At 47.8% G+C, this 21,902-nt stretch carries 20 protein-coding genes; 4 read left to right on the top strand and 16 right to left on the bottom strand.

The features are described from left to right. The first annotated feature begins 37 nt into the window (after window positions 1-37). Genes HKK52_RS29700 through HKK52_RS29690 form a run of 3 tightly spaced genes read left to right on the top strand, consistent with a single transcriptional unit; the run spans window position 38 to window position 2,662 of the window. On the top strand, window positions 38-976 hold the full coding sequence (locus tag HKK52_RS29700; protein ID WP_169373700.1) for an NAD-dependent epimerase/dehydratase family protein: 939 nt from the start codon (window positions 38-40) through the stop codon (window positions 974-976). Window position 977: 1 nt separating this feature from the next. Continuing rightward, window positions 978-2,264, top strand: a complete 1,287-nt coding sequence (locus HKK52_RS29695) for an NAD(P)/FAD-dependent oxidoreductase (protein WP_169373699.1) — start codon at window positions 978-980, stop codon at window positions 2,262-2,264. Beyond that, entirely contained in the window at window positions 2,264-2,662 is a 399-nt protein-coding gene (locus tag HKK52_RS29690; protein WP_169373698.1) for a GtrA family protein, read from the top strand. Before HKK52_RS29695 ends, HKK52_RS29690 begins: the two co-directional genes overlap by 1 nt. Before the next feature lie 48 nt (window positions 2,663-2,710). On the opposite strand, the gene HKK52_RS29685 is transcribed toward HKK52_RS29690, so the two are convergent. From HKK52_RS29685 to HKK52_RS29660, 6 genes are all read right to left on the bottom strand, one after another. After that, the gene (locus HKK52_RS29685; protein WP_169373697.1) at window positions 2,711-4,405 is read right to left on the bottom strand and encodes a rhamnan synthesis F family protein; all 1,695 of its coding nucleotides are present in this window, start codon (window positions 4,403-4,405) and stop codon (window positions 2,711-2,713) included. A gap of 1 nt (window position 4,406) precedes the next feature. Next, window positions 4,407-5,780, bottom strand: coding sequence for a glycosyltransferase WbsX family protein (locus HKK52_RS29680; RefSeq protein ID WP_169373696.1), 1,374 nt, complete (start codon window positions 5,778-5,780; stop codon window positions 4,407-4,409). A 36-nt stretch (window positions 5,781-5,816) separates the two neighbouring features. Further along, complete coding sequence (locus HKK52_RS29675) at window positions 5,817-6,713, bottom strand: class I SAM-dependent methyltransferase (RefSeq protein ID WP_169373695.1); 897 nt, start codon at window positions 6,711-6,713, stop codon at window positions 5,817-5,819. 1 nt (window position 6,714) lies between these two features. After that, window positions 6,715-8,055 (bottom strand): ABC transporter ATP-binding protein, encoded by a 1,341-nt coding sequence (locus tag HKK52_RS29670; protein ID WP_169373694.1) that lies wholly within the window; start codon window positions 8,053-8,055, stop codon window positions 6,715-6,717. Further along, on the bottom strand, window positions 8,045-8,869 hold the full coding sequence (locus HKK52_RS29665) for an ABC transporter permease (protein ID WP_169373693.1): 825 nt from the start codon (window positions 8,867-8,869) through the stop codon (window positions 8,045-8,047). Before HKK52_RS29665 ends, HKK52_RS29670 begins: the two co-directional genes overlap by 11 nt. A gap of 746 nt (window positions 8,870-9,615) precedes the next feature. Then, window positions 9,616-11,610 carry a polysaccharide biosynthesis protein gene (locus HKK52_RS29660; protein ID WP_169374311.1) on the bottom strand — a complete coding sequence of 665 codons (1,995 nt, stop codon included), beginning with the start codon at window positions 11,608-11,610 and terminating at the stop codon, window positions 9,616-9,618. A 281-nt stretch (window positions 11,611-11,891) separates the two neighbouring features. Here HKK52_RS29660 and HKK52_RS29655 point away from each other — a divergent pair, with 281 nt between their 5' ends. Next, complete coding sequence (locus HKK52_RS29655) at window positions 11,892-12,878, top strand: glycosyltransferase family 2 protein (RefSeq protein ID WP_237150623.1); 987 nt, start codon at window positions 11,892-11,894, stop codon at window positions 12,876-12,878. A gap of 38 nt (window positions 12,879-12,916) precedes the next feature. On the opposite strand, the gene HKK52_RS29650 is transcribed toward HKK52_RS29655, so the two are convergent. The 10 genes from HKK52_RS29650 to rpsA all read right to left on the bottom strand — a co-directional run bounded on the left by HKK52_RS29650 (window position 12,917) and on the right by rpsA (window position 21,838). Further along, window positions 12,917-13,930, bottom strand: coding sequence for an MraY family glycosyltransferase (locus HKK52_RS29650; protein ID WP_169373692.1), 1,014 nt, complete (start codon window positions 13,928-13,930; stop codon window positions 12,917-12,919). Beyond that, window positions 13,927-14,889, bottom strand: coding sequence for a UDP-glucose 4-epimerase family protein (locus HKK52_RS29645; RefSeq protein WP_169373691.1), 963 nt, complete (start codon window positions 14,887-14,889; stop codon window positions 13,927-13,929). The genes HKK52_RS29650 and HKK52_RS29645 overlap by 4 nt, the downstream gene beginning before the upstream one ends. Next, on the bottom strand, window positions 14,886-15,809 hold the full coding sequence (locus HKK52_RS29640) for a glycosyltransferase (protein ID WP_169373690.1): 924 nt from the start codon (window positions 15,807-15,809) through the stop codon (window positions 14,886-14,888). Before HKK52_RS29640 ends, HKK52_RS29645 begins: the two co-directional genes overlap by 4 nt. Before the next feature lie 55 nt (window positions 15,810-15,864). Then, window positions 15,865-16,755, bottom strand: a complete 891-nt coding sequence (rfbA, locus tag HKK52_RS29635) for a glucose-1-phosphate thymidylyltransferase RfbA (RefSeq protein WP_169373689.1) — start codon at window positions 16,753-16,755, stop codon at window positions 15,865-15,867. After that, window positions 16,752-17,633: a dTDP-4-dehydrorhamnose reductase gene (gene rfbD, locus HKK52_RS29630; protein ID WP_169373688.1), complete on the bottom strand. Its 882-nt coding sequence runs from the start codon at window positions 17,631-17,633 to the stop codon at window positions 16,752-16,754. The genes rfbA and rfbD overlap by 4 nt, the downstream gene beginning before the upstream one ends. Next, a complete protein-coding gene (gene rfbB, locus HKK52_RS29625; RefSeq protein WP_169373687.1) occupies window positions 17,630-18,706 on the bottom strand; it encodes a dTDP-glucose 4,6-dehydratase in 1,077 nt (358 codons plus the stop codon). The genes rfbD and rfbB overlap by 4 nt, the downstream gene beginning before the upstream one ends. A 230-nt stretch (window positions 18,707-18,936) precedes the next feature. Next, the gene (locus HKK52_RS29620; RefSeq protein WP_169373686.1) at window positions 18,937-19,176 is read right to left on the bottom strand and encodes a LapA family protein; all 240 of its coding nucleotides are present in this window, start codon (window positions 19,174-19,176) and stop codon (window positions 18,937-18,939) included. An 11-nt stretch (window positions 19,177-19,187) separates the two neighbouring features. Next, window positions 19,188-19,496 (bottom strand): integration host factor subunit beta, encoded by a 309-nt coding sequence (gene ihfB, locus HKK52_RS29615; RefSeq protein WP_054051920.1) that lies wholly within the window; start codon window positions 19,494-19,496, stop codon window positions 19,188-19,190. Window positions 19,497-19,647: 151 nt separating this feature from the next. After that, window positions 19,648-19,926, bottom strand: a complete 279-nt coding sequence (locus HKK52_RS29610; protein WP_169373685.1) for a hypothetical protein — start codon at window positions 19,924-19,926, stop codon at window positions 19,648-19,650. Between the two features lie 217 nt (window positions 19,927-20,143). Then, window positions 20,144-21,838, bottom strand: a complete 1,695-nt coding sequence (rpsA, locus tag HKK52_RS29605) for a 30S ribosomal protein S1 (protein ID WP_123406822.1) — start codon at window positions 21,836-21,838, stop codon at window positions 20,144-20,146. Window positions 21,839-21,902: the final 64 nt, after the last annotated feature.

Below are 21,902 nucleotides of genomic sequence, written 5' to 3'. Positions count from 1 at the left end.
TTTGTACTAGATCCAAAATTAAGGATAGGAAAAAATAATGAAAGATAAAAAAATTGTCCTCCCGGGTGGGGCAGGATTGGTAGGGCAAAACCTGGTTGCCCGCTTGATCGAGAAAGGCTATACAAATATTATCGTGCTCGACAAACATGTAGCTAACATAAAAATATTAAAAGGCGTCCAACCTAGCATTACCGTTGAGTATGCAGACCTTGCAATAGAAGGTGAATGGGCCAAACATTTTATCGGTGCAGACACCGTTGTTATGCTACAGGCGCAAATCGGTGGGACTAATTACGATGAATTCGTTCGCAACAACGTGAACTCAACTTCAGCAATACTAAAGTTAATAAAAGAACTGAATATCCCACAATTGGTCCATATTAGCTCATCAGTAGTTGAGTCAAAATCAAATGACTTCTATACAGTAAGTAAAAAAGCACAAGAAAAGCTTGTGATTGATAGTGGTATACCCTGCCCGATTCTAAGACCTACCCTAATGTTCGGATGGTTTGACCGAAAGCATTTGGGTTGGCTATCTCGCTTTATGAAAAAGGTTCCGGTTTTTCCAATTCCTGGAAACGGCCGTTACATGCGTCAACCACTGTATGTGGGAGATTTCTGCAATGTAATCATCAGCTGCATTGAAAACACAAATCACAATAATATATTTAACATCTCAGGTCATGAGAAAATCGATTACATTGACATAATCAAACAAATCAAAAAAACCAATAAGCTCAGCACCGTCATACTCAATATTCCTTATAGTCTATTCTACGTATTGCTTTGGACATGGTCGCTATTTGATAGAAATCCTCCATTTACCACTCAACAACTTGCGGCCCTAAGTGCTAAAGATGAATTTGAAGTCATCGATTGGCCTACCATTTTCAATGTCAAATCTACTTCCTTTAAAGATGCAATTGACGAAACATACAATCATCCTATTTACGGAAAAATAGTCCTGGAGTTTTAATATGAAATATCGCGTCGCCGTAATCGGCGCCGGTCCTATGGGATTGGCCACTGCTTATCAATTGATAAAAGATGGTCATACTCCAATAGTATTCGAAGGGGATGACCGCGTAGGTGGAATGACCGCGACTTTCGATTTTTCCGGCCAGAGCATAGAGCGATATTATCATTTCCATTGTACTTCTGATCGCGACTTCATCTTGGTATTGAATGAGCTTGGCATTGCTGATCAATTACAATGGACCAAAACGAAGATGGGGTATTGGTATCAAGACCGCCTGCAGTCATGGGGTAACCCACTTGCATTGTTGAAGTTCAAAGGGTTAAGTTTACAAGCGAAATTTCGCTACGGCCTTCATGCCTTCGCCTGCACCAAGAGAAAGAACTGGGCCCCGCTTGATCATGTCGAAGCAACCGGATGGATACGCCGCTGGGTCGGAGAAGAGGCTTACGATGTGTTGTGGCGTCGCTTGTTTGATTTCAAATTCTACAACTATAAAGATAATCTTTCTGCGGCTTGGATATGGAGTCGAATTCGGCGCATAGGCACTTCACGCTACAATATCTTTGAGGAGAAATTGGGATACTTGAACGGAGGCTCAGATACGCTGTTAAACGCGCTTAAAGATTTCATCGAAAAAAATGGTGGTGAAATTCGTCTTTCGACACCGGTGGACAAGGTTGTTGTCGAGCAGGGCCGTGTTCAAGGAATACAGAGCAATAATAAAACTGAATCATTTGACAAAATTATAAGCACGATTCCGTTACCGCTAGTACCAAAAATTATTCCAGACCTACCAAGTTCTGTGCTAGACCAATATAAAAATCTGAAAAACATTGCCGTGGTTTGCGTGATAGTGAAATTAAAAAAACAAGTTTCGGAAAATTTCTGGCTTAATACGAATGATCAGGAAATGGATATACCTGGGCTAGTCGAATATACAAACCTTCGAAAGCTTAAAAATCACATAGTTTACGTACCATTTTATATGCCGCGAGAACATGAGACGTTCCAAGAGCCTAACCAAAATTTCATCAGCAAAGTGAAGTCTTACCTCAAAAAAATAAACCCATCTCTCGTCGATGAAGATTTTCTTGATGTTAAAGCCAGTCGATATCAGTATGCGCAACCCATTTGCGATCCTGGTTATCTGGATAACCTTCCGCCCGCTAAATCTTCGATACAAGGCTTATGGGTTGCTGATACATCTCATTACTACCCAGAGGACAGAGGTATTTCAGAAAGTATTGGCTTCGGTAGAAAACTAGCGAAAGATGCGACGCATTAATGAATGACTTTAAATCAAGGCAGTTTTTACTGTTTCTTCTTACGGGAGGAGCGGCGGCAGCAGTGAACTTTTTTTCCAGAATATTATATAGCCTCTGGCTGGGATTCACTTACGCTGTAATATTGGCCTATTTGACTGGAATGATTACTGCGTTTTTACTCGCAAAGAGGTTTGTATTTAAGAATAGTCAGCAGAAAATTAGTACGTCTATAGTTATGTTTACCGTGGTTAATGGTATCGCAATAGTTCAAACGATAGCGATTAGCACCGGTCTTTATTACTATATCCTTCCTAGCCTTGGGTTAACGACCTTTTCCGCCGAAATATCTCATGGTATCGGAGTGGCAATTCCCGTCTTTACCAGTTACCTCGGGCACAAGTACTGGTCTTTCAAATAGCAACGACGTCTTATTAACGGAGTAGGGCTACTTTTAGCCCTACGACTCTCAGAGCACCGGCACTTTATTATTCTTTGTTTCTGTATTATCTATCTCAGCGCCTGCCAGTTTTAATGAGGTAGTGCTGTATCCTTCAGCCCGCACTATCGGACAAAAAACACGCTCCAATGCATGAGCCAGCGTTCCATCCTGCATTCCATTTTCAGGTACAAAAAACAGTTCACTTATGGGAATTAATTTTAAACGGCTGATGGCTAAAGGAGAAAACCAAAACATTGAACCGGCAAAAAAGCCCAATACCACCTCCTCCTCTTTAGAAACGACCCCCGTTTTCAATAGAAGGTTATTAACTGTTGCTCGGTTAGCCCCCCAGAAATTATCATTGCTTAAATAATATGGGTGTGGCCCCACCAAACCAACATGATCATGCCTTATTAATTGAAGAATCTTCCTAACGGTGAAAGAGTCTTTCATTAACGCATCATAGATACTTTTCCGCCACTCCTCACCTAATTGGCTGTACTTACTTTTCTTGGAGTGAAGCTTGAGAACAGCGTCATAACCGTCTAGAGCACCATTTAAGTACAGAGCCAAAAATGGACCAATATCCCTTCCCCGATTTTCACTGATATGCACGGTGACACTGGCAGCTAGATATGCACAATCATCTATGATTTTATGAACATCACCTTCAAAAGGTGTCGTCACATACAAATCGAAAGGTTCGACAATTGCGCCAAGATACTGCCTAATTTCTTTAAGAAGATCGTAGTAATACAAATGCACCACTACGGCAATCGAGACGCCTTTCTTCTTTGACACTCCAAAGCGCACGGAGCGGTAACTAGGCAATGCTCCCTGAGCATGTACTAGTTCAGATAAACCATCGTCAGTGACTTGGTAATGACGACTGGATCGATTAATAGAAGCTCGTATAGATTCAACACGCTCTAATACTCCCCCCTTCAAAACTAAATCTTTATCGATGCTATGAGGATTTGTCCTTAAGACTTCGGCCTTCACCACCCCATACTGCTGCGCGATTTTTGCCGCGGCAAAGTGGGTCCAATTTATATCTTTAACCCCCCTGAACACCTTTAAGCTCATCCAGTCATAAACGGAGGCGTTTCGTACGATCTTGCTGAACCAATGTTTATATGCAGTTTTCTTTAGTGCAGCATCAGGCTGAAAAAGTACTTTGGGACTTATATCCTCACTCAATATTTTTTGAGAAAGTCCGACCTCATAATTCAATATAACTTCAAATTTCGTATTATGAGGCTGAACATCTCTCATGAATTTTGTAAACCATCCTTTGGCTGAAAGAGCGCCAGAGATCAGCAACAGATACGATTGCACGTGCCATGCGATTTGTTCCGATGAAGTCAACCCGACAACGTCGTATTCACCACCTGCCCGCTGCATTTCAACCAGCAGACTGGTGAACTTAGCATCATCAGTGACAAAATAACTAGAGTTAGTAAATAGGATACTTTCCACAACGAAATTCGTAATAGCGTACTCATATCCAACTCTATAACTGTAAAAATCGTACCCTACGTTAGGTCTTCTAATTAGTTTAACTTTTACAAAGTTAGCGATGTCTTCTTCTGCAATGGCGCTGGTCGTGATCAGCAACACTACATCAAATACCTTTTCCAGGCAGAACAACACCTGAGCAAAATTCTCGTCGATCTTGTCATCCGCATCAAAATGAGCAACAACAACTATATTTTCGCTCATGTCAGCCCCTCAAACGGCGAACTATTCTGTAAAAAAACCTGGCTACCTTATAAAAGAAAGGCCACTTAAGCAAATAAGCTGCCGTCTTATGTGCAAAGTTACCAACGGGCTTATAGTTTCTTAGCTCAACTTCTACCGCATCTATATCGTCCTGATTTGCTCCCTTTTTCGAACGACTCAGAACATCCTTGGCCACCGCGTCGTACAACGCATCTCTGACTCCATCCAAGTCATCAGGTGATCCGTCATAAAAGGAAGATCCCAAGGTCTCCTCAAGATATTTCAGACCCCATTCGTGATCTGGCTCTAAGTGGCAACCCTCACCCCATTCATTCCAGGCATTAATAAAGATAAAATTATCCGACTCACTCTTATGGTTTTTCCTGGTATAAGCACGGAGATACTTTAACCAAATTCCGTACAAGGTTGGGGTTGCGTTAATTATTGTCGTTGGCGTATTTTGCCTTCTAGCCGTGTTATCCCAACTAGGAATAATACCTCTATATAATTTGAAGGGTGGCAATTCACGCTTCGCGCTTTGTGCAATAACTTTTACATAATCCACGATTCCTCCGGAAAAATCCGGATTCGTAAAGGTCGGCATTACAGAGGGAATGCTTTGCGGCCCATTAAATTTGTGCGGAGGAAACTCTACCAGCGCATCAGCTTCCACTTCATTAGGACTGGTAATATCATAAAAATCAACAACTGCGATATGTAACCCCGGGAAGCCATGCTCTACTGCTAAAGCGCGCCATTTAGCAAAAGAAGCTGCAGGATTAGGAATATCTTTTGCTCGATATACAACGAGCATTGGTTTACCGTCCACGAGAATATAGCGCGGATCTTTGAAATACATCAGGAGAGACAGAATAAATTCTTCATCATCTCCTTCTGCATAATTTTGTCCCAACAAAACGCTTTTTTCGTCCCCGGACCACGTACGTGTCCAGTTTTCGTTAGCCCAGCAAAGGCAAAAATTTATATCGATGTCTGATTTTAGAAAGTTTTCAACAGGGCGCTCAAGGATGCGCCGACCACTAAACCAATAGTGATAGAAACAAAAGCCGTGAACACCGTAGAGCTTCGCCAATTCAGCCTGTTCGTACATGACGTCGGGATGTGTCAGGTCATAAAACCCCAATTCACGTGGAATGTGCGGCTGATAGTGCCCGTCAAAGTTTGGTTTACCACGCGCGACGTTGGTCCACTCCGTGAAGCCTGGGCCCCACCACTCAGAGTTCTCTGGAGTCCTATGGTACTGTGGCAAGTAGAAAGTCAGTAACTTACTACTGTCTTTCGATATCTCAGATGTGGTCGTTTTTTGATCTTGACTGCCAGAAAGCGCATCAAAAGAAGCTGCGATTTTAGTCATTTTACTTAACTCAAAAAAATAAAATAAAAAGTTAAATTAAGAAAACCGCTTCTTAAATCCATCAATCATCGTAGCTAATCTCCAAAGCCGGGAACTCTTTATACTTTCGAGCTCATTATTAAGCTTTTCTTTCTCGGCAAGTAAAACGCTTTTTTCAATATCCGCGTCAGATATTTTTGAAAGATACTCAGGAATTAACGTACTTTCAAACTTAGAAATTATGTCTTCTTTTTCGCGCACTATCTGTTGTAACCATAGTCTTTCTGCCAATCTTTCTACCAAGAGGGACACATCTTTTATGCGAATTAACAACGTGCTTTCATGCTGGTAGTCATCGCCAACCAGCAATACGCCCAGACCATTACTGTGTGAAAAATTAAAAGAAGGGAAATTCTTACTAACTTCGCCCCAGAACGTATTAACTCCGAAACCCTCTTTCTCCACGGTAGTATCGTGAAAAAGAATAATTCCTCGGGATGACATTTTTGGAAGCCAAGTCTCAAAATCGAGTTTCACCGCATCATAAGTATGTAACCCATCAATATGAAGCAGATCAACGCTAGCACTTTGAAATGAGGGATTAGCGTCCTCAAATCTCATTCGCAAATAGGTCGAAAACTCTTTAAAGTTCGCATCGTTATAATCAACAAATCCCTGATAAACACTTTCTCCATATCCACCTGTATGGTCGTCACCTTCCCAAGTATCAATCGCAAAGCACTTTGTTTCAGCCTGAGAGGCCAATACAGCTTGGCAGAACGAAAAATAAGAAGTCCCTGAATAGCTACCAAGCTCCACAAACACACCTGGCCGTGCAACCTCTATAAGCCACGCTGCGAACGGTATATGCCCTAACCAGGATAGCGGATAAGATATATAACGCGGGTTGATCGCCAGTTGACTCAACGAGTGCGAATACTCAGAGGAACTCATATTAATTGCCTGTCTTTAAGTTTATATCCAGCATAGGAATACCTACTATGCCTGTCGATAATGGATCGTGATGAGATCTGAACAGTAGAGCATCGTGTATCCACTGGTGATGCACATGATCAGACTGTGTCCCTTCTGCTACAGCTACAGCAATTGAATAGTCTCCTTGCGCTAACCAGGGCATTGGAAACTTAAATTTTGCCGTAAGCTGCTCGCCCTTCTCGGTGGTCACTGGAGATTTCGCATAGTTAATATACGTATTATCACCAAATAGCGTTTGCCCAAGCCTGTCTTTGATGTAGAACCCAACTATCGGGCTTTTTAATTTAGTTAAAGCCAGAGCCACTACCGTTAAGGTCACGGTTTCGCCTCCAACGACCCAATGCAAGGCAGTATCATCAATATCGTTAAGCGTCACTCCGAGCACCTTTACCCCACCATGCCCAAACTCTTCTTCATTTAGGGGGTTAAAACGAAATATTTCAACATCATTACGATGAGCGCTGTTGTTTATAATATCCTGTCTCTGATCTCGCCAGATAACAGGTTCGACACTGCGATGATCGTACTGACTGGTGTCTACTATCTGCTCTTCAGAAGGTTGGTTATCAAATAGCGTCGCCAGATATAACTCTGAAATCGCTTTTGCTGGTCCATAGCCTTTGACTTGCCCCTTGTCCAACCAAATTGCGCGGTCACACAAATTGATAACCGAACTGGTATCGTGACTGACAAACAGCAGCGTTCCCTCTTCTTTAAACTTCCGTAAAAACCTCATGCATTTTTGGGTAAAAAGTGCGTCCCCTACTGCAAGGGCTTCATCAATAATGAGTATATCCGCGTCTACGTTGGCAATAATTGCGAATGCCAACCGAACGAACATACCACTCGAATATGTTTTTACCGGTTGATCAACAAAATCTCCAATATCGGCAAAACGAGTAATTGCCTCAAATTTTTGCTCTACTTCAGCCCTACTCAAGCCATAAAGTGCAGCAGAAAGAAATACGTTTTCTCTTCCTGTAAACTCTGGATTGAAACCCGCCCCCAGCTCCAGCAGCGCTGCAACTTTACCCTTGACCGATATATCGCCTTCCGTTTGATTAAGCGTACCGCATATCATCTGTAACAGGGTCGACTTACCGGAGCCATTTTTCCCGATAATACCGATTGTTTCGCCTTTTTTTAACTCAAACGAAACATCTTTCAACGCCCAAAATTCACGATAGTATTTCTTTCTCGACCCTGTAAACATCTGCAACAATCGTTGGTGCGGGCTATTATAGATGGTAAAACACTTACCGAGGTTATTCACACTAATTGAAATTGGCTCAGATGACATCTGCGAAACCTCTACGTGTTTTTTGAAACCAAGCAAATCCTAACCACGCAATGCACATGCTAATTAGTACACTAATCAGCATATGATACATATTCGGAACCACACCCAGGATAAGGACGTCTCGAGTGTGTTCAATTATCGAGGTCAAGGGATTGAACCTCAAATATAACTGATACTTTTCCGGCAACGAAGAAAGCGGATAAAATACAGGAGACAAAAACATGAGAACGGTCGTAAATATTCCAACCGTTTGTCCCACATCCCTTAGGTAGACACCTAGCGAACTTAAGAACCACGAAAGCCCCATAGACAGGAAAATCAATGGGAGTAATACAATCGGCAAATAAAATGCAGATGAGGTCAGTGAGTGCCCCGTTATCAGAAAAAAGACAATCAAAACGAAAAAACTTATCAATGCATTGAAGATCGCCGTACCTAAAACTATCCAGGGCAATATATGCAAAGGAAACACGACTCGCTTTACATAATTGGGGTTACCCAAGATAAGTGCAGGAGCTCGGTTTATACATTCGGCAAAAATCCCGTAGACGATCATGCCCGTGAATAACATGATGGCAAAATCAGCTTTGTTTTGATCGTCCCCGCCCCCGTGCCATCGGGCCTTGAAAACAACGCTAAAAACAAAGGTATAGACAGCCAGCATCAAGATCGGAGTAAAAAAGGCCCATAAAAGACCAAACACCGAGCCTTTATAGCGACCAATGATCTCTCGGTGCGTCATTTGATAAATCAGTTGCCGATACTTTCTCAAGCTGCGATATATTTCTACGGGTGATAAGCTAAATCTTTCCATTTTTTGACCTTCAAATAAGTGCGTAATTATGATTATCATCCTGCGCTTTAACAGAACGCCGACGACCTCACTTATCAGCTATTAATTCGAAACACATTTTGGTTCCCGGCGAAGATCAGTTGTCTTCGACAGCTGCGCTGCCACAAGCTTTATTACGATTTTTTTACAATCGAATGGAATAACGGCGGGGAAGGAATCACTCAAGAGAGCGTCAAGCAAACAAACACCAATATGATTGCTCGCATCGAATGCTCTGAGGATTAGTTCGCATTGGTTTATTTGAGACGTAGATCTTCGAAGCGATACTTGCGAAGGCAGTCGATTAGCTTTAATGAAAATCACGGAAATCAATAAACCATAGAAAGTTGATTGGTTCTTCGACTGCAATCCAATTTAAACAACACAGCCTTATTCGAAATCGTTGTGATATTCCTGTTCAAGTCATTTTCGATACTTGAGAAACAGAGAAAAACAGACATCCAACGCATGAAAATCACCGGACCTTGAACAAGGTAAAGGAGAGCGTTTAATGCAATATTTTTCATATCAATCCACGATGACTTTGATGCTTTACGATACGCCATGTTGCTAGTCAACAAGGTGAGCCGAGCATACCTCAAAATGCGCAGGAAGAATACCTGCGAGCCCCGCGTGGCGGGCGACTGCGGCATGGCCTATACGGCGCAATTGGTTGTATCGCACGATGAGAAATCTGGACATCGAAGAAATCCGGACCTCATCGCTCATCAAGGCTCAAGCCCGCGTTGCTGGTAGATCCAATCGACGATATCGCCATCAGGCGTGTATCCGCTGACCGTTCCACGGAGCAACTGGCGAACTCGGGAATAATCATCTCTGTCGACTGCGTCCAGGAGCTCCGTAAGTCTCGCCTTGAGCACATCCCAAGGCAGGTGATCCTCGTTCGCACTCATAATCATGGAGTGCTGAGTAGCGGCTACATTGTCACCAATCAGCAATTCTTCGTAGAGCTTCTCCCCTGGACGAAGCCCCGTGAACTCAATTGAAATGTCACCGTGCAAATTTCTTTCCGAGCGAATACTCAAACCGGACAGATGGATCATTTTCTCAGCCAGCTCTACGATTCGCACCGGCTCGCCCATATCCAAGACAAACACTTCCCCTCCTCGCCCCATTGAACCGGCTTGAATCACCAGTTGAGCCGCTTCGGGGATGGTCATGAAATACCGGGTCATTTTGGGATGGGTGACAGTCAGCGGCCCACCTGATTTTATCTGCCGATGAAATAACGGGATGACCGAGCCCGACGAGCCCAATACGTTACCAAAACGAACCATAGTAAATCGGGTTTTATTGACTCTAGATACGTTGGCCTTATCGCCAAACAAAACCGGAGCAACTTCGCCACTTAACGCTTGCAAGACAAGTTCTGCTAAACGCTTAGTGCTACCCATTACATTCGTAGGACGTACAGCTTTATCTGTAGAAATTAGTACAAAATTTGCCACACCTGTTTGCAACGCCGCCTGTGCAGCATTCAGCGTACCTATAACGTTATTTAATACCCCCTCTGCGATATTGTGCTCAACCATGGGCACGTGCTTATAAGCAGCGGCATGGTAAACCGTATCTACACGCCAGGCGCTCATTACATCTAACAGTTTTTCTCGATTGCGGATTGAACCTAATATCGGCAACAAACGCACAGGCAAAGACTCTCGGCATATTCGCTGCTCAAGTTCGGACAGAATGCTGTAAAGATTAAACTCACTATGGTCAAATAGTAAAAGAGTGGTCGGCCCGAGCGAAAATATTTGCCTGCACAATTCTGCACCGATCGAGCCTCCCGCCCCAGTCACCATCACAGTCTTGCCCTTAATACAACGCTCGAGCAGCTCAGGTTGCGCAGGTACCGCGTCCCGCCCTAGCAAATCTGCAATGTCGACTTCCTGAATATCATCAACCTTCACCCTACCGCTTGCCAGATCGGTGAAATTAGGAACGCTCCTCACATGTAAAGGAAAATCTTCAAGCAGATTGAGAATCTCTCTACGCCGAGCACGAGTAGAGGAGGGTAAAGCCAGAAGTATTTCCTGAGCTCCCGTCACATCAATCATCTGCTGTATGTGTTTAGGCTTATAAACCTGCAAACCAGAAATCGAGCGATCCGCAATGCTGGCGTCATCGTCAATAAATGCGACCGGACGCATCACCCGGCCCATCCTGAGCGCCGCGACAAGCTGATTGCCCGCAACACCCGCACCATAGATAGCGACTTTGGTCATACCATCGTCACGGTTGGTGAACGGTACGTGTTGGGCAGCGTTAAACCAGTCACCCATAAAATATTGACGCATGAACAATCTTAGCCCGCCAATAATGACCAGACTTAGCCACCAATAGTTGAAAATGATGGAGCGAGGAACGACCGTCTCGTGATTGCTGTACCAATAGACGATTACCGCGAGAATCAACGACGAGAGGCTAACGGCCTTGATGATTGCAATGAGGGCGTCATTGCCAAAGTAGCGCATAACAGCCCGGTACATTCCAAAGCGGATAAAGAGTGGAATCGCAACCAAAGGAGCGAAGGCAAAAAGCCATAAGTGCACCTTAAGCGGGTTGTACATATCATCGATGCCAAGACGAACGATGAACGCCAACCACAAGGCGACCCACACCAATACAATATCAGTGGCGACTTGCAGCAGCCGCTTTTGGCGACGCGGTAAGCCCAACAAAATCGATCTAACCTTATCCATCGAATCGCCCGAACACAATCTCCACTCCTTGAACTGACTAACCCTTGGCATTGTATCCTCCTTCACGAGGCGATTACGACTCCAGAATCGCTTCAGATTCACCCTGCCCCTGTGCATCAGACTCCAAGCGCCCCGCGCTCGTCAACGAGAGCGCCCCCTGTTAACATCTCTGCTTCTGCATAGATCTGCATCATCATCTCAGAAGCACGATAAAGCCTGATCCTGCAGCCCCCTCCTTTGCGTAAACCCGCTTCAGTATTGGCTTGCAAGAGATCAACATCATGGAAATGCAACACACCGCCGCCTCCAAAGCGACGTCGAGCCTGAATCACATACCTGTTGCCGAAGCGCCAAAAGTGGCGATACTAGTGTGCACGTATAACGGAGATCGTTTTTTAAAGGAACAGCTAGACTCGTTTATCAGACAGACCCATAAAAACTGGATTATTTACGCTTCGGATGATGGATCTAGCGATAAAACGCTTCAGATTTTGCAGCAATATCAAAGCAAACTGGGTGATGATCGATTATCTATTCTAAGAGGCCCACGCAAAGGCTTTGGTAAAAACTTTTTATCTTTAGTTAACAATCCTGACATAGCCGCCGACTTTTTCGCCTTTAGCGACCAAGACGACATTTGGCACGAGGACAAGCTAAAAAGAAGTATAGCCAGCTTAAACCCCTGCGAAACAGAAACTCCATCTCTTTACTGCTCGCGAACACGACTGGTTGATACCAATGGCCGGCCAATAGGTTACTCGCCTCTATTTTTAAAGACACCCGCTTTTCGCAATGCATTGGTACAGAGCATAGCCGGCGCAAATACCATGTTGATAAACAACGCTGCGAGAAAACTTATGCAGCAAGTAAGCAGTCACGCGACCATCGTCGCTCATGACTGGCTGGCTTATCTTTTGGTGAGCGGTTGCGGCGGTGAGGTCATCTATGATGCGGTGCCTACATTGGACTACCGCCAACATGACGGGAATCTCATTGGCGCTAATGCCAACTTAAAAAATCAGATTTCAAGATTCCGCAAAATGCTCACAGGCAGACTCAAGGTATGGACTTCAAAAAACCTGGAAGCTCTGGACTCAATCAAACACCACCTCAGTATTGAAAATGAGCAACGACTCCGCGACTTTGAACTAGCCAGACGAAGTGGATTACTCACTCGATTTCGGCTTATGAAAAAAACTGGAGTCTATCGGCAGACACTCAAGGGAAATATTAGTCTGGTGGTAGCGATTGCCTTTAACCAAATCTGAATAATCAATCTTGCGATCACCTCAAGAGCGCCATGTAACTACCTATTTGGTATTCCCGCCTTGAATTTCCACACCAAAATCATGAGAGGGCAATAAGCGAACAGGACACCCCAAGCACCTGCCAACCAACCCAGCCCTACCAATAAAGCCAAGGGAAGCAAGAACAAAATATTTATCAACACAATACCCAACGTTACCACCGCGTGGCGCTTAAACCGATCGGCGGCATGTTGATAACCATGACTGCGATGGGCCTCATATACCTTGTCTCCGCGTATAAGACGCTGAATTAAAGTCCATGTCGCATCCACAATGAATACACCCAGCAAAATAATCCAACTCCAGAGGAACTCAGGAAAACTCCCAGCCACTTGAATAGTCAAGCCGCCGAGAATAACCCCTAAAAAACCACTCCCCGCATCCCCCATAAAGATCCGCGCCGGAGGAATATTCCACCAAAGGAACCCTGCAACAGCAGCCGCCAAAACCAACGGCAACCATATCAATTCCGTATTCCCACTAAACCAATACACTAGGCACATGCCCATACAGACGCTTATCGCCTCTGCACTGGCTAAACCATCAATGCCGTCCATAAAATTATAGAGATTGAGCATCCAGACCAGATACAGCAGCGCCAGGATGTTACCGAACCATCCCAAATTAACCGCATAGCCAAACAGCTCAATCGGCGCTAGCCCGTTCATCCAATACAACGCCCAAGCTGCGGCGATGAAATGCCCTAATAACCTCCACCTGGCCGCAATATGCCCATGGTCATCGGCGAACCCGATAACCGCAACGAGTAAACCCGAGCCAAACAGCCCAACCAAGACCGGGAGGCTTATCAGATCCAAACTCGCAAGCAGAGGCAGCGCCAGTAGAAAGGACACCACAATGGCTACCCCTCCGCCCCGAGGAGTTGGGATCGAATGGGAACTGCGCTCATTGGGTATGTCCATCAAGCTTTTCGCCAAAGCGTAGCGACGCAAGACGAGAGTCAAGACCCAGGAAACAACGAACACTGCGACCAGAAACCACCAAACACTCATTTCGCCTGTTTATCCAAATAGTGGCCAGCGGTCTGACGCATGGCTTTGTCGATGTTTATGGGTGGCGCCCACCCCAGCAATTCACGATTCTTACTTATATCAACTTGCAGCGAACCACATATGCGCTGCACCGCAGCCTGCCTGCCCAAGCTTGAGGCTGCGAGCTTCAACATCCACTCGGGCACCGGCAGGAGTCGCGCAGGCTTGCCTAACGCACTCGATAAGCGCCGCAGCAGTTGAGTTGTAGACAGGTCTACTCCATCGCTGACCAGAAAGGTCTGATTGGCTGCTGCGGGATGATCAATGCAAATGACTATGAGGCTCGCCAGGTTTCCAATGGCCACCAGGCTACGGTTATTCCGAATCGCCCCAAGAGGCAAAGGAATGCCCTTGTTAAGCCAATTCAACATAGTCAAAAAGTTAGCTTTAACACCAGGTCCATAAACCAGCGGGGGTCGAATGATCACGACTTCCATTCCTGTTTCGCGGCCTAGCAGCTTCAATGCCTCTTCAGCTTCGTATTTGGATAGGCCGTACGGGCCATCTGGTTTGGAAGGATCATCAGCCTTGAAGGGGTTGCCCGGGAGTGTATTTTCGCCATTAACCTTGATCGAGCTAATGAAGATAAAGCGTTTTACCCCCGATTCGGCGGCACGCTGCGCCAATTTGAGAGTGCCTTGCACATTAACCTTACGAAACTCGGCTAACGCGTCCACGGCAACTTCATTCATGACATGCACTCGAGCAGCGGCATGAATGACTACTTGAACGTCATCAAGTATCGGCAAGGTCTTTGTATCGCACAGATCGAGTGGCCGGACCGTGCACAGCCCATGCAATCGCGTGGTGCCTCGTGCAGCGGCGATCGGGCTGAACTTTTTATCCACCAACAGCTTGAAAACCACCGCTTCGCCAACAAATCCACTTGCCCCGGTAACCAATACCTTCAGGGAAGTCATCGAGCCTTATTCCCTATCAGCGCTGTTACCCAGCAAATACAAAAGAAAAACACTTTATCGCGCACCCGACGTCGGCAACGCCAGGCACTAAAGGAAAGTTTCATGAGTTGCCTGCGACGCAACTTCAACCAGGTTAGAACAAAAGAGTTGCTACCCTGCCCTACCAGGTTCGCAATCAACTGCACCTGATGGAACCACCAACCGTCATGTATGGTTTTGTAGCGGGCAATCAACGGACTCAGGCCTTTGTTTGCACCTACCTGGTTACGCTCATGCTGGCGATAGTCCATGGAGGGCCGTGGATCTATATACCAACGAAAACCATGACTTCGGGCGAAGGCGTAGCAATACCAGTCATGCAAGCTGACATCTTGTAGTTGCTGCCAATTATCGAGCATCGAAGTCTTCAGCGGATCCGCTAGACTTTTGCTCATGACGTAAGTACACCCAGGCCCCGCCGCTTCGAACAGGAAATCCCATGCAACCTGAGGTTGTGCCTTGTCCAGCAAATGGGTTCTACCGTCCGACCAAAACGCCGTGACATTGCTTGAATACGCATCGACCTGACGAGATTGAATGGCGAGGAACGCACGCTGGAGTTTATCCGCGTGCCAAACATCATCCTGGTCGGCAAAGGCGATGTAGTCGTAACCGTCGAAATCGACATCACGGATGAGCCGGAAGAAGTTACGAGACGCACCACCAAAACTACCAGCAGCCGGCAGGACCAAAACCTGGGAGTGCTGGGCAGCATATGCCGCGCACCAAGCCTCGGTACCATCAGTGGAGGGGTCGATACTGATGTAAACGGTTACGTCGACAGCTATCTGGCCGAGAATCGAGGCTAACTGCTCCTCGATCCATAGCATGCCATTATAGGCAGCCAGCAAAACCGCAATCTTGGGATGTTTTACTGGCATGCCATTCCTGCTTGAACCGGTTGACGCTTCTACTCGAAAGGATTGAGCGGTCGAATCAGTGGGAAGGCGAGTCCAACAATTTTTGAAGGTACTGACCGTAACCAGTCTTCTTCAAGGCATCGGCTTGAGCGCCCAACTGCTCGGCATTGATCCAGCCGTTGTGGTAGGCGATTTCTTCCAGGCAGGCCACTTTCAGGCCTTGGCGCTGTTCGATGGTGTGCACAAAGTGACTGGCTTCCAGCAGCGAATCATGGGTACCCGTATCCAGCCAGGCGAAGCCACGGCCGAGCATTTCAACGCTCAGCGTCTTGCGCTCGAGGTAGGCACGGTTAACGTCGGTAATTTCCAGCTCTCCACGCTCGGAAGGCTTGATGCTTTTGGCGATCTCGACAACGTCATTGTCGTAGAAGTACAGACCGGTTACCGCGTAGTTGGACTTGGGTTTCAGCGGTTTCTCTTCGATGCTGAGAGCACGGCCAGTAGCGTCGAATTCAACCACGCCAAAACGCTCGGGATCGGAGACGTGATAGCCAAATACTGTCGCTCCGCTCTGCTGATTGGTCGCCGAACGCAAGTTATCCGAGAAGTGCTGACCGTAGAAGATGTTGTCGCCCAGGATCAAGCAGCAAGGATCCTTGCCGATGAACTCTTCGCCGATGATGAACGCTTGTGCCAGGCCGTCCGGGCTTGGCTGCTCAGCGTAGGTCAACTTGATGCCGTAAAGGCTGCCGTCGCCCAGCAACTTGCGAAAGCACGGCAAGTCTTCAGGAGTGGAGATGATCAGAATCTCACGCATACCTGCCAGCATCAGTACCGACAGCGGATAAAAGATCATCGGCTTGTCGTAGATCGGCAGCATCTGCTTGGACACGCCAAGGGTCAACGGGTGCAAGCGCGTACCCGAGCCGCCGGCGAGGATGATGCCTTTACGATTTGTCGTGGTCATTTGTTCAGAACTTCCCTAAGCATTCGGGTTACACCACTTTGCCAATCCGGCAAGTGTAGAGAAAAATTGTCACGTAGCTTCTGAGTGTTCAAACGTGAGTTCAGAGGGCGACGTGCAGGTGTTGGATAAGCGCTGGTTTCGATCGGATTGACAGTCGTTACGGCAAGTTGCTCGCCATTGGCCTGGGCAAATTCGATCACATGACTAGCATAGCCGTGCCAGGAAACTTCGCCGCTGGCAGCCAGGTGATAAAGACCCGTCAGTTCGGGGCGCTGCATGACTTGCTGAATCGCTAATGCAGTCACGTCGGCAATCAGGTCTGCACCCGTCGGGGCTCCGATCTGGTCAGCAATGACACTCAGGGTTTCGCGATCCTTAGCCAGACGCAGCATGGTCTTGGCGAAATTGTTACCGCGAGCGCCATAGACCCAACTGGTGCGAAAGATCAGGTATTTGCAGCCCGAAGCGATAATCGCCTGCTCACCGGCCAGCTTACTGGCGCCGTAGTGATTCACCGGGGCGACTGGATCGGTTTCTTGCCACGCCTTTGAACCCTGCCCACTGAACACGTAGTCGGTCGAGTAGTGAATCAGCCAGGCCCCAAGTAATACGGCCTCTTCAGCCATAACCTGGCTTGCCTGACCATTAACGCGGTCGGCCAGCTCAGTTTCGGACTCGGCCTTATCTACGGCGGTGTAGGCGGCGGCATTGACGATGACGTCCGGCTTGAGCTGACGAATCGTCGTGCGCAAGGCGTCGAGATCGGACAAGTCACCGCCAGTGCTGCGATCCAGGGCAATCAGCTCACCCAGCGGCGCCAAGGAGCGTTGCAACTCCCACCCTACCTGGCCATTTTTTCCCAGCAGTAGGATTTTCATGCCTTACCCGAACGATCCGCGTAGTTCTGGTCAATCCATTGCTGGTAGCTGCCACTCTTCACGTGAGCAACCCACTCAGTGTTATTGAGGTACCACTCGACAGTTTTGCGAATGCCGGTTTCAAATGTTTCTTCCGGCGTCCAACCCAGCTCGCGCTGGATTTTGCTGGCATCAATTGCGTAACGCTGATCGTGGCCTGGGCGATCTTGAACATAGGTGATCAGACTGGCGTGAGGGCGATGCGCAGAATCCGGGCGCAACTCGTCGAGCAGTGCACACAAGGTGTTCACGACTTCGATGTTTTGCTTTTCGTTATGGCCACCAATGTTGTACGTCTCACCGATAACACCTTCGGTGACGACTTTGTACAGTGCGCGAGCGTGGTCTTCGACGTAGAGCCAGTCACGAACTTGGTTGCCCTTGCCATAGACCGGCAATGGCTTGCCTTCCAGCGCATTGAGGATGATCAGTGGGATCAGCTTCTCGGGAAAGTGGCACGGGCCGTAGTTGTTCGAGCAGTTGGTGACCAGGGTCGGCAGACCGTAGGTACGGGTCCAGGCGCGAACCAGGTGATCGGAGCTGGCCTTGCTGGCCGAGTACGGCGAGCTTGGCTGGTAAGGTGTGGTTTCGGTGAAGAGGTCTTCCGGCCCTTCGAGGTCGCCGTAGACTTCATCGGTGGAGATATGGTGAAAACGGAAGTTGGCTTTACGCGCATCATCCAGTGCAGCCCAGTAGTGGCGTGCAGCTTCCAGCAACGTGTAGGTGCCGATGATGTTGGTCTGGATGAACTCGGACGGACCGGAGATCGAACGATCAACGTGGGACTCTGCGGCCAGGTGCATGATGGCATCTGGTTGGTGTTCACGCAGGACACGGTCGATTTGATCGCGATCGCAGATGTCAACGCGCTCAAACGCATAACGCGGGTTCTGACTGACTTCGGCCAGCGACTCCAAGTTACCGGCATAAGTCAGTTTATCGACGTTAACGACAGCGTCAGTAGTGTTTGAGATGATATGACGAATGACTGCGGAGCCGATAAACCCGGCGCCACCGGTTACTAGAATTTTCACGCGAAACTACACCCTTTGAGTTGCTGACAGGGCCGTCGATCGAGCGCTGTCTAATCCATGAATGCAAAAGCCTTCATCTAAGCTAAAGGCTTCTGACAGAGTCAGTCTGACCGATATGGGATTATGCCTTTACCGGACAAGCGCAGCATTTTACAGCTTAATGACGCTTTTACTAATGGATATAGACAAGCTGTGACGCAAATTCAACACGTCCGTTACATCAGCCTCGATCAAACGAGGCGCTTGCGGGATGCTCTGGACGAACGCCCCATAAACCAACCCAGAATTGGCCCGATCAGCATGCCGATCAGCAGCGAAAGCACCATGACCACCGATACCGGTAATTGTGGACCCGCCCAACCAAGAAACAGCAGCGAAACCGATTGCTGATTTTCCAGGACAAACGCAAGAATCGCCAGAACCAGCAACAGGAGAACCAAGCCAAGGAGTACACGCTTGAGGTTACGCATGCGCCGCCCCTTTAGTTGTGGAGGTCAAAACCTTCCTCCTCTTCCTCATTAACCCGATCACGCAGTTCCTTGCCCGGCTTGAAATGCGGGACGAACTTGCCATCGAGGCTGACAGATTGACCGGTTTTCGGATTACGCCCTACGCGCGGTGCGCGGTAGTGCAGGGAGAAGCTGCCGAACCCACGGATCTCGATACGATCGCCGGTGGCCAGACATTGGGACATTTGCTCAAGCATGGTCTTGATGGCCAGCTCCACATCCTTGGATGAGAGCAGCCCTTGATGGGTGACAATTCGTTCGATCAACTCCGACTTCGTCATATTTTTCCCTTCTTTTTCAAGCAGCTAGATCAGCGCTTCAAAGGTTTTAGCATGCCCGGAGGAATTTGAACAGCCCAGGGTTTGACATATATTTACCAAGCGTGTGATGCACATTTACGGAGCACCACAACACGACAAAGGCGTTACGCGCTCACCGACAAATGACCAACATGGTGCGCGTCACGAACCCTGCCGGATTGAAGCCGAATGGAAACTCGTCCTCATCTTTGGCATCGTCAGATCGGGCGACCACCTTGTAACCACCCCCCTTGCACTCCCTGTCAGCTCGCTTGCGGCACTTCTCCCAACCGGAGCCCAGACCAGAACAATCGACCTCGATACCGCTGACGCCACGCACGACGTGAGTCTTGGCGTTAGTGGTACAACCTGCCAGTATCAGTAGCACCGCTACGGCAATGAGCTTGTTCATTCACTTCCTTATATCGGACGCTTGCCCCGACTGTCGCTCGCATCTGGTGTAAGCCTAGCTGCAATTAAACGGTTGATCCTGTTAAAGAAAGAGACAGCAGGTTAAAGGCATTGGTTTCACTGGCGCAGGATTTAGAGCAGCGCTTGGGGAGTTTCACTAAATCGCAGGCACAAAAAAGGGCGACCGAAGTCGCCCTTTTTCTATGGTCTGACAGAACTTAGTTCTGTTTTTCCATTTGTGCACGCAACAGGTCGCCCAGAGTGGTAGGACCAGCAGCAGGTTCCGAAGTCGCTGGCTTGTCGCGCAGGCTTTGGATTGCTTCTTTCTCTTCAGCATCGTCTTTCGACTTGATGGAGAGCTGGATTACGCGGCTCTTGCGGTCAACGCTGATGATCTTGGCTTCTACTTCCTGGCCTTCTTTCAGAACGTTGCGCGCGTCTTCAACGCGGTCACGGCTGATTTCGGAGGCTTTCAGAGTCGCTTCGATATCGTCGGCCAGAGTGATGATGGCGCCTTTAGCGTCAACTTCTTTCACGATGCCTTTAACGATTGCGCCTTTGTCGTTCTCTTGAACGTACTCGGAGAACGGATCGCTTTCCAGTTGCTTGATACCCAGGGAGATGCGCTCGCGCTCTGGGTCAACCGACAGGATAACGGTGTCCAGCTCGTCGCCCTTCTTGAAGCGGCGAACGGCTTCTTCGCCCACTTCGTTCCAGGAGATGTCGGACAGGTGAACCAGACCGTCGATGCCGCCGTCCAGACCAATGAAGATACCGAAATCGGTGATCGACTTGATGGTGCCGGAGATTTTATCGCCCTTGTTGAACTGGCCAGAGAAATCTTCCCATGGGTTAGATTTGCACTGCTTGATGCCGAGGGAAATACGACGACGCTCTTCGTCGATGTCCAGAACCATAACTTCCACTTCGTCGCCGACTTGTACGACTTTCGAAGGGTGGATGTTCTTGTTGGTCCAGTCCATTTCGGAAACGTGTACCAGGCCTTCAACGCCTTCTTCCAGCTCAGCGAAGCAGCCGTAGTCGGTCAGGTTGGTTACACGAGCGGTAACGCGAGTGCTTTCTGGGTAACGGGCTTTGATAGCAACCCATGGATCTTCGCCCAGTTGCTTGAGGCCCAGGGAAACACGATTGCGTTCGCGATCGTACTTCAGAACCTTGACATCAATCTCGTCGCCAACGTTGACGATTTCGGAAGGATGCTTGATACGCTTCCAAGCCATGTCGGTAATGTGCAGCAGGCCATCGACGCCACCCAGATCGACGAATGCGCCGTAATCGGTGAGGTTCTTGACGATACCTTTGACTTGTTGACCTTCCTGCAGGGATTCCAGCAGAGCTTCACGCTCGGCGGAGTTCTCGGCTTCGAGGACGCTACGACGGGAAACGACAACGTTGTTGCGTTTCTGGTCGAGCTTGATGACCTTGAATTCCAGCTCTTTGCCTTCCAGGTGCGTGGTGTCGCGCACTGGACGAACGTCAACCAGAGAACCTGGCAGGAACGCACGGATGCCGTTAACGTCGACAGTGAAGCCGCCTTTAACCTTACCGTTGATAACGCCCTTGACCACTTCTTCGGCTGCGAAGGCTGCTTCCAGAACAATCCAGCATTCAGCGCGCTTGGCTTTTTCACGGGACAGCTTGGTTTCACCAAAGCCGTCTTCAACCGAGTCCAGAGCAACGTGAACTTCGTCACCGACGTTGATAGTCAGTTCGCCAGCATCGTTGTAGAACTGCTCAAGCGGGATGAGTGCTTCAGACTTCAGGCCAGCGTGAACGGTTACCCAGCGAGCTTGGTAATCGATATCAACGATAACACCGGTGATGATGGAGCCTGCCTGAAGGTTCAGGGTTTTTAGGCTTTCTTCAAAGAGTTCCGCAAAGCTTTCGCTCATTTTAATTCCTGTTGAATAAGGGCGAAGGATACGCCCATCTCCACATCCCAGACGACGTGGGTTA

This window comes from Pseudomonas sp. ADAK2 (genome assembly GCF_012935755.1).
Lineage (GTDB): Bacteria > Pseudomonadota > Gammaproteobacteria > Pseudomonadales > Pseudomonadaceae > Aquipseudomonas.
Note: the sequence above shows the minus strand (reverse complement) of the source record. Positions and strands in the feature narration are given on the sequence as shown.